8 protein-coding genes are annotated in these 11,653 nt (G+C 42.0%); 2 read left to right on the top strand and 6 right to left on the bottom strand.

From position 1 onward, the window contains the following. Positions 1–521: 521 nt before the first annotated feature. The 6 genes from F6K63_RS11410 to F6K63_RS11435 form a co-directional block, all read right to left on the bottom strand. Complete coding sequence (locus F6K63_RS11410) at positions 522–1,259, bottom strand: sulfotransferase family 2 domain-containing protein (protein WP_287312137.1); 738 nt, start codon at positions 1,257–1,259, stop codon at positions 522–524. A 280-nt stretch (positions 1,260–1,539) separates the two neighbouring features. Further along, positions 1,540–2,211: a sulfotransferase family 2 domain-containing protein gene (locus tag F6K63_RS11415; protein WP_287295384.1), complete on the bottom strand. Its 672-nt coding sequence runs from the start codon at positions 2,209–2,211 to the stop codon at positions 1,540–1,542. Next, positions 2,208–5,099 (bottom strand): glycosyltransferase, encoded by a 2,892-nt coding sequence (locus F6K63_RS11420; RefSeq protein WP_287312138.1) that lies wholly within the window; start codon positions 5,097–5,099, stop codon positions 2,208–2,210. The genes F6K63_RS11415 and F6K63_RS11420 overlap by 4 nt, the downstream gene beginning before the upstream one ends. 3 nt (positions 5,100–5,102) lie before the next feature. Next, entirely contained in the window at positions 5,103–5,228 is a 126-nt protein-coding gene (locus F6K63_RS11425; protein WP_287312140.1) for a hypothetical protein, read from the bottom strand. Between the two features lie 542 nt (positions 5,229–5,770). After that, positions 5,771–6,850 (bottom strand): photosystem II q(b) protein, encoded by a 1,080-nt coding sequence (psbA, locus tag F6K63_RS11430; RefSeq protein WP_271968296.1) that lies wholly within the window; start codon positions 6,848–6,850, stop codon positions 5,771–5,773. 395 nt (positions 6,851–7,245) lie between these two features. Further along, a complete protein-coding gene (locus tag F6K63_RS11435; RefSeq protein ID WP_287247822.1) occupies positions 7,246–8,634 on the bottom strand; it encodes a GH1 family beta-glucosidase in 1,389 nt (462 codons plus the stop codon). Positions 8,635–9,062: 428 nt separating this feature from the next. Between F6K63_RS11435 and F6K63_RS11440 the strand changes: the two genes are divergently transcribed. Both F6K63_RS11440 and F6K63_RS11445 read left to right on the top strand, forming a co-directional pair. Then, complete coding sequence (locus F6K63_RS11440; RefSeq protein WP_044492964.1) at positions 9,063–9,356, top strand: hypothetical protein; 294 nt, start codon at positions 9,063–9,065, stop codon at positions 9,354–9,356. 274 nt (positions 9,357–9,630) lie between these two features. Continuing rightward, complete coding sequence (locus tag F6K63_RS11445; RefSeq protein ID WP_287312142.1) at positions 9,631–10,038, top strand: Hsp20/alpha crystallin family protein; 408 nt, start codon at positions 9,631–9,633, stop codon at positions 10,036–10,038. Positions 10,039–11,653 lie beyond the last annotated feature (1,615 nt).

Consider the following 11,653-nt stretch of genomic DNA (forward strand, 5'->3'; position numbering starts at 1 on the left):
AGGCACTGCCCACCAACAGCAAATTAATTAAAATGAATCGTAGGGTGGGCAGTGCTTCATACCAATTTAAAAGCTGACAATCTCGAAGGTAAGCACTGCCCACCCTACATCTCTACTAGATTTTTAATAAAATGAATCGTAGGGTGGGCAGTGCTTCATACCAATTTAAAAGCTGACAATCTCGAAGGTAAGCACTGCCCACCCTACTACATCTCTACTAGATTTTTAATAAAATTAATCCTCAGGTGGGCAGTGCTTCATACCAAGTTAAAAGTTAACAATCTCCAATGTAAGCACTGCCCACCCTACTCCCTATCTTCATACCAAGTTAAAAGTTAACAATCTCGAAGGTAAGCACTGCCCACCCTACTCCCTATCTAGATAATGCGATCGCGCTGCTGATCAATCCAAACCAGAACAGCAATTACAGCATCTGGTACAAAACATCGAAGATGGTGGGTTACGGTGCGGATACAAATTGATTGGTAATCCCTCAAAATCCTGGCCGCCCCTAACCCACCCTACGCCATCCCAAACTTATAATTTCCATACTTAATGTCATACCAAAATAAATTAGCAACTCTATCTATAGACTCCTGATTATAATAATTAGTGTAATCATCCCGTTTGTGTGGCTCTATCTTAGGACAATTCAGCTTTAGTCCTAGCATAGACTCCAAGAAAGTTAAGTCTGATTCTAGATTTTCAAAACGGATAACATAATCCACAAGAAACGTGTTATCATCATCTAGTGCCGAGTAAGACAGTGAGTAAGCAGACAAATCAGTTAAATGCTTCCCTGCCTTGATGTCCCATGATTTTCCCTTAGTGATCCACTCTGTAAATGGCATTTTTTTGTTGGGATTATACTGTTGTTTCTCCCAAAAGTAGAAGCCATTTTGATCAGGATTTCCAAAGGAGTATACAGAGACAAGCATATCCCAGGGATTTCTAACAGAAGTGAATTTAAAGTAGCTATTCCAGTCCCAACCCATGCGTTTAAAATACTGTTTCAAGATAGATGCTGGCACATGGGGATGGTTGTGTCGTCCTTGATCTGTACTAACACTATCACTGTAAGGATCTAGTGCTTGTCTAATCATAGTATCACCAGACCTAGGCTTGCCAATGAATAGGAATTTATGCTTGTGTGATAGTCTCATTTTATAGCAGTTATTAATTTCAGGTAAAAAGTTCTGGGTTTTAGGGAGTAGGGAGTAGGGAGTAGGGAGTAGGGATAAGCATTCAGCATTCAGCATTCAGCAGTCAGCGGTCAGCCTATTTTATTCAAAAGCACCTCAAGTAGCGTGGCCGTAGGCCAATGGCTGATAGCTGAATGCTTACGAGTAGGGAGTAGGGGTAATAAAATTGACTTTATCTCATAAGTCTGATCAACGCTATAAATTGGATATTATTCAGTTATAAAACAAACCGTCAAACCCTATCCCCCTGTTGGTTATCCCCCTATTACCTATTACCTATTACCTATTACCTATTACCTATTACCTATTACCTATTACCTATTACCTATTACCTAGTTTAAAAAGAATACTTTCCGTAGTTGATATCATACTCAAACATCTCGGATACTATTGCTTTGGACTCACTATCATAATACTGACTATAGTGGTCGTGCTTGCTGGTATTTATCTTCAAAGAGTCTAGCTTTAGTCCTAGCTTTGACGAAACAAAATCTAAGTCTTCCTCTAAGTGTTCAACACGGATAACATAATCCACTAGGAAATTATTCTGATCATCAAAAACATAGTAAGGAAGGGTATAGGTAGACAAATCATCAAGATATATTTGCTGCTTCAAGTCCCAGGATTTTCCTGTCTTAATCCACTGCTTGAATGGCATCCTGGTGTTTGGGTTATAGGGGTATTTTTCGATAATGTCTTCGGATACACGGATTGCTCTTGCTGTTTCCCACCAATAAATACCTCGGTGATCTGGCTTGGCATAGAAGTACAGAGAAACCAGCATATCCCAAGGGTTTCGGATACTGATAAACTTGAAGTAGCTGTTCCAGTTCCAACCCATACGGTCAAAATGCTGCTTTAACACAGATGCTGGCACATGGTGATGGTAATGTCGCTTCTTATCCGTACTGGAAATATCGGTGTAAGGATCCAATGCCTTGCGAATACTAGTACTAGCACACTTAGGTTTGCTGAGGAATACAAACTTATGCTTGTGGGATATTCTCATGATAACTGTTTATAGATTTCCGATTTAACAATGGATTTTAAAAAATAATTGCTGGTCAGCTTTTCTTTAATCGGGTGCTGCTTCAGGTAGTGGTGGGTTTCCTCAATTAAAGCAAAATCATCAGCTTTGGCCGCTGCTTCTTGTCTAGACTGGAAGTAAAGGGGATAGTCTTGGCCCAAATACTCTTTTACAGCTGGCAGCGGATTGACTAAAACCGGGGTATTTCTGACGATGCACTCAATGATCGCGTTATTGGCACTGGTGTCATACAACTCCAAATAAGCAATATTCTTTGACAAGACTTCATCATACTCATCATTGGGCAAATAATCAACTATCTGCACATAACTGTAATTGGGCTGTAAATTAAATACTTGTTTTTCAGTGTGTAACATCTCCCCGGAATAGGGTTTACGTAACACCATCTTTTTGTAGTTTTTTACCGGTAAATAGTAGATAGAGTGCATCTTCCGCAACCAAATCCCAATTTGGATAATAGTTGGCTCAGGATTTGACAAAAACTTATCCATCGAAAAGATAACATCTGGGGTTTCCGTAGGATGGATAACGCTAACAATTGGCACATCTAGCTGCTTTTGGAGCCATTGACGAGAGTCTTCAGACAAACAAAATAGACCTTGACAATACTTAATACTTTCTTGCCACAACTGACTTGCAAATATTGCCTGAGGTGACAGGTGTTCTTGAAACCATTTAGGGACATAGGGAGGGCAATGGATGAATCCAATCCAAGGCTCTGTATAAGCAGTTGGGGTGTTGTTACAATCTCCAGGATCCGAACCCCAGGCGAATTTCTTTTCTATGAAGCCATCCACCAAGATTCCAGCATCATTGTGTAAGGCTTTCAAGCTATTCATCGCATAAGACCATCCAGAGCGATGCTCCCCGTAATGATACTGTAAAGCAGAAGCAAGATCGAGTTTTTTCGGATAATCCCCAGAGTCTTCAAACCCTGAATCCTGCTCTTCAGTTTGGGAGACATCAAGGCTTCCGTTACCATTGGATTCCTCAGTTAGCGGTACATAATACTCCTGTAGAATTTTTTTCTCAAAATCAACCGTTGACTCAAACCGCCTGTTATAGGATTGAGGGTCTTCTAGGTAAATTCCTAAAGGTTCCCTCAAGAGCATGAATTTAGAACCATTGGTTGAACAACGTAACCAAAATTCCCAATCAGCACTCGCGCCATAGCCAATTTCATCGAAATAGCCATTTTTTTCATGGACACTCTTCCGCCATACCGGCATACAATGGGGAAGATTTTGGGAGCCGATCTTACCTTTTTCTTCCCCTTCAGCCCACCACTTTTCTTGAAAAAAGTCTTCAGTTCCAAAATACTCCGGAAATCCCACATACCAGACTGCATGAGCGGTATTATTATCCCAGGTTTCATTGGGTTGCATCGTAACTTTCAGAGGAGCGCAAACCACGTCCACATCAGGATGCTCATCCAAGGCTCTCATATGTTCTTCGATATGTCTGGGCGCTCTGCGGTCATCGAGATTAGCGTTTGTAATATAGTGACCACGGGCTAATCTAATGCTCATGTTCCAAACTTCATAAAGCCCTGGGTCTTCATCCAATTTTATATAGATAATATTCTGATACCTGGTCATATACTTTTTAATCACAGGCTCTTCATTTCCAGGAGAATTGGGATTAACCAATATTAATTCACATTCAGCAAAAACAGTCTGCTGGGTAATATCCTTAAGGAAGGGTTCAATATACTTATCCCCTTTAAATACTGATGTGATTATCGATACTTTTGGTTGCCATTGATAGGTACTAAATGGTCGATTAAGCAGAGTAGATCGTATTAGATATTGCCATTCCGTTAGGTTACTGAATGCATAAGAATTGAATGGAGAATTATGAGCAGCTGAAAATGTAGTAAATTGCTCTATCCAATCAGAAATTGTTTCTGTTGGTTGGTAAGGGGTAATGGTTAGGGAGTTTTTTAACTGCTCAGCCATAGTGGTAAAATTACCAGCATAATAAGAGCTCCATGCTAACCAAACTAAGGAATTATAATCGTGATTTTTAGTATTGGTATGGCTATAGACTGGATTCTGAGCATCAGGTAATCGGGGTTTGTAGATAATCGGTTGCTTACTGTTTTGATAAATTGTCAAAAATTGGTTAACGATATAATTATCCATGTGACCAATTAGGTCATAATCTACTTTATTTATATCAGCTATTTCTTGATAATAATTATAACGCGATGGAGCAAATATTTTGGTAAATTTAAGGGCAGATTTTTGCCAGATTTCGTAGCTATAGTTGGTAGAGTGCTTGACATGATAAGCAACGGGAGAGACTAAGTCTTTTATGGTTAACCCCTGTTGCCAAGCAATCACTGGTACCCAGAAATCCCAAAAGGGAATACCAAGGCAAAAGTCAGAGGATGGGAATTTTTCCAGCAGTTCTTTTTCAAAAAAGAACACATCAACCCCAACATCGTAAATCTCACCGTTGATTGATTCAGCAGTATCAATATCGACTCGTGAAGCGAGCAGAATAGAGTCTTGAGTCTGCTCTCGAATAAATTCTGTAAAATCCTGCTCAGCTTTTAAGATAATATCTGCGTTAACAATTCCACAGATTTGGCTACCGTACTGACGCAAATAGGATAAGAGGTCATCAATGTAAACATAAGGCTTACCATAATGCTCTCGTCCATCTCGAAATACTCTGTGAAATTTAATGTCTTGATATAAAGGCTGGAGTTTCTCAATCTCTTCTATAATATTTAAAGAAACAACCTCAAATCCTAGAGTAAGCCAGCTATTAATAGCGGCTTGTTGCTTCTTAACATTTCCTGGTGCAATACTGGTTACGATGACAAGGGTTTCAGTTGTCATTAGTCATTGGTCCTTTAGGAAAGGGAATAGGGAGTAGGGAGTAGGGAGTAGGGAGTAGGGAGTAGGCAACAGGCAACAGGCAACAGGCAACAGGCAACAGGCAACAAGGAAAAATCCTCTGTACCTCATGACTATGAAAATTGCTATATATCGATGCTATCAGACTTGATATTATTGTTTTGTTGATATTAAACCCAGTTACCACAGACAAATTTAAATTTTTTATTAAGTTATCGACAATTTTTTATTAAGTTTTATTAAATGCAACAGAAAACACAAAAGGTGAAGGGGTATTGAAAACTAACAAATGACTACCAATAAATACAGCCTTTCCTAGTCAGGGTAAGCGCAAGAAAAAATTGCCCATAATGTGCATTGGCTGGATATCGGTTGATCGTGGCTCGAAACCCCTATAATCTCGTAGAACTTTATTCTCAATAGAGTTTAATAGTTGAGAATGAACCCAGTTTTTTCTCAATAAGCTACAGCTTATTGATTCTTGCGCTTACCCTGCTTTCCTAGTAACCGTAAGCTAAATCTAAATTTTCTTGCCTACTCCCTACTCCCTACTCCCTAAAACCTGAGAACTCAAATAATGACAGACAAACAAAAAAGCGCTCTCCAGATGGAGAGCGCTTTTTATTAACTTAGCTGATTAAGCCAAGTTAAAATTAACCGTTGATGACTGGAGCAGTCAAAGCTACAGGAGTAGCTTCAGCCGCAGCTAGGTCTAGAGGGAAGTTGTGAGCGTTACGCTCGTGCATTACTTCGAAACCTAGGTTGGCGCGGTTTAGTACATCAGCCCAGGTGTTGATCACGTGACCTTGTGAGTCAATGATGCTCTGGTTGAAGTTGAAACCGTTGAGGTTAAATGCCATGGTGCTGATGCCCAGTGCAGTAAACCAGATGCCGATTACAGGCCATGCACCTAAGAAGAAGTGCAAGGAACGGCTGTTGTTGAAGGAAGCGTATTGGAAGATTAAACGACCGAAGTAGCCGTGAGCTGCAACGATGTTGTAAGTTTCTTCCTCTTGACCGAACTTGTAACCATAGTTCTGTGACTCGGTTTCGGTGGTCTCACGCACTAAGGAGGAGGTTACCAAAGAACCGTGCATTGCAGAGAACAAGGAACCACCGAATACACCGGCTACACCTAGCATGTGGAAGGGGTGCATTAGGATGTTGTGCTCAGCTTGGAACACGAACATGAAGTTGAAGGTTCCGCTGATACCTAGAGGCATACCATCGGAGAAAGAACCTTGTCCAATTGGGTAGATCAAGAATACGGCGCTAGCAGCTGCAACGGGTGCGCTGTAAGCGACGCAGATCCAAGGACGCATACCTAAACGGTAGCTTAGTTCCCACTCACGACCCATGTAGGCAAATACACCAATCAGGAAGTGGAACACTACTAGCTGGTAAGGACCACCGTTGTAAAGCCACTCATCTAAAGAAGCAGCTTCCCAGATCGGGTAGAAGTGTAGGCCAATGGCGTTAGAAGAAGGAACAACAGCACCAGAGATGATGTTGTTTCCGTACATCAAGGAACCAGCAACGGGCTCGCGGATACCATCGATGTCCACAGGAGGAGCAGCGATGAAAGCGATGATGAAGCAGGTGGTAGCAGCTAGCAGGGTTGGGATCATTAATACACCAAACCAGCCTACATAGAGGCGGTTGTTGGTGGAGGTGACCCAATTGCAGAACTGAGACCACACAGAGGTGTTGCTCTGTTGTAATACAGTAGTCATGTTCTTATGATTGCGGGTATGAATATGAAGTTATCGAGGTTCGTCCGGCTTGTTTGTGCCTTCATGTATATATATTAAGCAATATACTAAGTTTTGTAAAGGGTTTTCGGAGTAATTTGCCGTCAGGTTATTAAATAATGTAAATAAGTAAAACTTATATTAAATAAATCTTGACAAAATTCTAATATTCTGTTAATAGAAAACAAAAATAGGCAAACAAAAATAGCGATCGCTACCAGATCAAATGCGATTGACCTTGGCCTATTGGCCACGCTACGCGAATGGTCACGCTTCGCGATCGCGACTAGGACTTACCCCTTAACCCTATAGCTAGGGTTAAAGTAACGGATTACCAATATACCCATTGGGTTTTATCGGGTTTTTCCGATTAATGATCAAACCACCCGATTATTTTGAATACACTCGGAATACCACTCAAAACTCGCCTTAGGAATACGCTGTTGGGTTGGGTAATCAATATAAGTAATCCCAAAGCGCCGATCATATCCCCAATACCACTCAAAGTTATCCATCAGACTCCAGAGGAAATAACCATTAAGAGGATACCCTTCACTAACAGCGCGATGGGCTGCTTTAAAGTACTCTCGGAGGTACAGAATCCTGTCCGTATCAATCACCTCACCCTTAGCAGTCAATTCATCCTGTGCTGCACAGCCATTCTCAGTGATAAACATCGGCAAATCTGAACGCCCCAGGGTTTCACTGACATGACGAACCCCCCAATAAAGGGAATCTGGTAGGATATTCAGCCAAGGCAGATGCATGCGAGGGTAGCCTTTGGGCATACCAAGGAACTCGTACCCCTGTGGATTGTCAGCAGCCCGGACATAGGTACCAGTGTAAATATTAAGACAAATCCCATCCAGAGGCTGATGAATGATTTGTAGGTCACATGGTCCGATGTCTGGTGCATTGTCTCCTAACACTTCCAGTAATTCAGGACTATAAGCACCAGTCAGAGCAGGGATAATGATACCGCCATTTTGCCCACATAAAGGGAAGGCCTTTTTTGCTGCTGCCACATGGTACGGTGACTCATTGATTGGCACCGTGACGGACAAGTTATCCACAAAGGCGATAGAACAGGGAACCCGGGAAGCACTACGGATGGCTTGACAGCCCAAACCATGAGCTAAAAGGGCATGATGAGAGGTTTGCCATACCTGTTTGATGGATTTAACACGCCTACCGGGAGCATGGATCGGGTCCTGGTCAACCCCATAGCCTAAGTGAGTAAAACACATGATCTCATTAATGGTCATCCAATTGGTAATGCGATCGCCTAATTGAGTGACCACAGCGGTAACATAATCCGCAAAGTCAAACGCCATCTGGCGAGAAAGCCAAGACTTGTATTTGTCTTCTAGGGCTTGGGGAGAGTCCCAATGAAATAGAGTGGCATGGGGAGTAATGCCATGATCTAACAAGCAATCCACCAAGCGCTTATAGAAATCAACCCCTTCCTGATTGACTTTGCCACGCCCGTCAGGAATAATCCGAGGCCAAGCAATGCTAAAGCGATAATCCTTGATCCCTAGTTTGACCATCAGCTCTATATCTTCTTTGTAGCGATGGTAGTGGTCACAAGCGACAGCACCGGTATCACCGTTAAGTATTTTTCCAGGGGTACCACTGAAGGTATCCCACACACTAGGTTTGCGTCCTCCTTCACTTACTGCTCCTTCAATCTGATAGGAAGCGGTGGCTACTCCCCATATGAAGTTGTCTGGGAATTGGTAACTGATTCGATCGCCGTTAGTCATTAGTGATTTGTTATTAAGAAAGGGAGTTACGTACTAGCTCATCCCACGTACTTGAGTCCTGGGACGAGTTAACCTGTCCGCAATCAACGAAGAATCTTAACAGGAATGATAACTTTTGATCCACAGCTTCTCAGGAATTGGGTAGGGTCTTTTAGGGTTGGAAGTCCCCTGTCACTGAGCCGAAATCACTGATATATCAAGCCAGGGACCTTGAGGCCGATCAATTTAACCGACTACCGGTAGCCCTTAACAAGCCACCAACAACCCGGCTTTATGATCCAGATTCACAGACCTTTACCAAGATTTTTAATGAAAATTTAAGATTTTTGACATTTTCGGTTATCGACAGGGATTTCGCCTAAGGTAGAAAGTGCCAAGTCATACTTTGGCTCTGGCTTTTAACTCACCTGCTTATGTGGTTAAATTTTATGAGCATTTTGCCAAACTTTCTCCGTTCTTTGGTAATAACAATCCTTCTGAGCTTTATGGCTCCAGTGGCACTAGTTATTGGTTTACTGGCCGGTTTTGGTATAATAGGATACATTCCGGGCTTAACAGGGTTTGGTCTTACTGCCACAACTGAGCTATTGAAATTTCTGACTATTTTTGGTAGTGGATCCCCCATTCAGGGAGTATTAGTGATTGCCTTTACCTGTAGCCTAGTTGGAGCATTATTTGATCTCTACGCCTGCGCCCGCTACCACAACCTGAATGATAACTAAGGACAATCGTACTCAAATTTGTTCAAACTCCCCTGAGGTATTGGGGATATGGTTGAGATTCAAATTATCTATTATTTATATCTGTACGGGAATTAGCCTAGTGGTTTAGGAAGGGAACCGAACTCAAAGACCTTTTCGGGGTTGATAGATTGATAACAGGTTAAATCAAATCATCCAAGCGGTGACGTTTCGCTAACCGTTAACAATCCTCAGTATGGGTGAAAAAAGTGGATCTAAACCGTAAGGATATGTCACTAGACGGAGGCAAACGATTATGGCACTTATTCGTTGGGACCCTTTCCGAGAATTCACTAACTTACAACGGGAAATGAATCGGCTATTTGATGAATTCACTCCATTGGCAGATCCTGGTCTGAAGGGAACAAGTTTTATGCCAGCGGCGGAACTGCAGGAGACAGCAGAAACCCTGGAATTAAAGCTTGAGATTCCTGGGATAGATTCTAAAGATCTCGATATTCAGTTGACAGAGCAAGCCGTGTCTATTAGTGGTGAGCGTCGGTCTGAAACTAATACTCAAGAAAATGGGATGACGCGCTCAGAATTCCGTTATGGTAAGTTTCAGCGGGTGATTCCCTTACCAACACGGGTTCAACACGATCAGGTTAAAGCTGATTACAATAACGGCATCTTGAGCCTGAGTTTGCCCAAAGCAGAATCATAAAAGCAAAAAGTCTTTAAAGTTAATCTCAGTTAGTGTTGGGGTTAATAGCCTAGCTCAGTTAGTCGATAAATTGCTGGTTTTATCAGCGGATTTTTATGGCTAAGGATTTCGTAAGCATTCAGCACTCAGCCGTCAGCCGTCAGCTAAAAGTCCAAGTAACTCAGCATTATTCCAATGCTTACCTGTTTTTTTCAAAAGCTGTTCGCCTAGCGTGCGTGGCACAGGCTTCGACGCTGAGAGGATATCTGAAAAGTTTTTTGATACTGAATTTTGCCCCCCTGACCCCCCAACTTTGGGGGGAACAAGAGTCAATTTGCTTCTAAAAGTCCCCCAGAATTGGGGGACCAACGGGGGCTTGGATGTAGCAAATGAGACTTCTCAGACAACCTCTGAGATTTAGCTCATTAGCTGATAGCTGATAGCTGATAGCTGAATGCTTACACGATTTCGTCAAACCCCAGCGGTGTAAATAAAATTCATAAAGATTGACAGTAAACTTTCTAGTGGAAGACTTGACCTGTCAATCTTTTTATAAGCATTCAGCTATTACCACTTAGATTTAAGGTAAGATGGAATATGATATTTTGTAATATCATGTCCGGATAATTAGTGATAAAACACCATTACCGATTAAACCTTACTCCTTTACTTCTACCTTCTGCCTTCTGCCCTCTGCCTTCGATTCGGGCAAGCGTGTAAGTATTCAACCGGACATGATATAAGTGGCTGCTTAAGCTAGCTCGGTATAGGGTTAGTAAACAGCTAGAGAAAATGTCGCAGAGTCTACCAAAAACTCCTGGGGGGGTGACATGCAAGCTGAAATCCTTACTGGGTAAAAATTTCAGCCGATAATTCACAAAAATATACATTCTGTTTTGGGCAAACATTGGACGTAGTTATAAGGGTTTGAGCTTCCAGAAAATGAATTGAGGGTTAATTTCCGACTGTATCTTCCATGATACCATTGGCATCAAAGCCTTATATAGTAAGCTTTTTGGGGCTCATGTCACCCCCTCAGCAAAAACTCTTATTATTTGTTATAATTAAATTAGGGTAACACCGACAGGGATTATTATGTAACTTAAATTAAAGCCGAAAACCAAGGGTTTAATAGTTGCGCTCTCTATCCCGGTGGAACCAACTTTGGGGTTGACATTTTTATGGCGCTCGCGGGATATTCCGTCAGAGCTTTGGGAGATACCCCCTGGATGTGAAAGCATCTTGCATTGGCGAGCCAGAATTTGCCTTTGGTAGATTTTGGTAGCTAAAAAGTATCGGAGTATATCTAGACTCATCCTTAAGAGCAATTCCTCTCTCGTTATACCCGTAGGGTTAGCGAGAGAGGAATTGCGTCTTTAACGATAGATGTGCGCTTATTGAGGGTGGTCAATGACCCACCCGAGACGTTCGCGTAGCGTCGGCTTTGCCGATTGGAAACAGATGCGCCTATACGAGCGAAGTCCAGTAAACTGGCGGCGCAGCAAAATCGGTAGACTTTGAAGTTACCGTAAGGATAGTGGAGTCTTTATGGTTGGCAGGTTATGCAGAGAAGGGTAAAAATTTATTAATTAAGACTCCACTATCCTAAGGTTTCGTCTCTAGGGAAAAGATGACA

Origin of the sequence: Moorena sp. SIO1G6, assembly GCF_010672795.1 — a bacterium.
Taxonomy (GTDB): domain Bacteria; phylum Cyanobacteriota; class Cyanobacteriia; order Cyanobacteriales; family Coleofasciculaceae; genus Moorena; species Moorena producens.

Bases quoted from the DNA above. Each gene is read 5' to 3' on its own strand.
- F6K63_RS11445 (WP_287312142.1), top strand. From the start codon at position 9,631: ATGGCACTTATTCGTTGGGACCCTTTCCGAGAATTCACTAACTTACAA.
- psbA (WP_271968296.1), bottom strand. From the start codon at position 6,850: ATGACTACTGTATTACAACAGAGCAACACCTCTGTGTGGTCTCAGTTC.
- F6K63_RS11425 (WP_287312140.1), bottom strand. From the start codon at position 5,228: ATGAGGTACAGAGGATTTTTCCTTGTTGCCTGTTGCCTGTTGCCTGTT.
- F6K63_RS11410 (WP_287312137.1), bottom strand. From the start codon at position 1,259: ATGCTGAATGCTGAATGCTTATCCCTACTCCCTACTCCCTACTCCCTA.
- F6K63_RS11420 (WP_287312138.1), bottom strand. From the start codon at position 5,099: ATGACAACTGAAACCCTTGTCATCGTAACCAGTATTGCACCAGGAAAT.
- F6K63_RS11435 (WP_287247822.1), bottom strand. From the start codon at position 8,634: ATGACTAACGGCGATCGAATCAGTTACCAATTCCCAGACAACTTCATA.
- F6K63_RS11415 (WP_287295384.1), bottom strand. From the start codon at position 2,211: ATGAGAATATCCCACAAGCATAAGTTTGTATTCCTCAGCAAACCTAAG.
- F6K63_RS11440 (WP_044492964.1), top strand. From the start codon at position 9,063: ATGAGCATTTTGCCAAACTTTCTCCGTTCTTTGGTAATAACAATCCTT.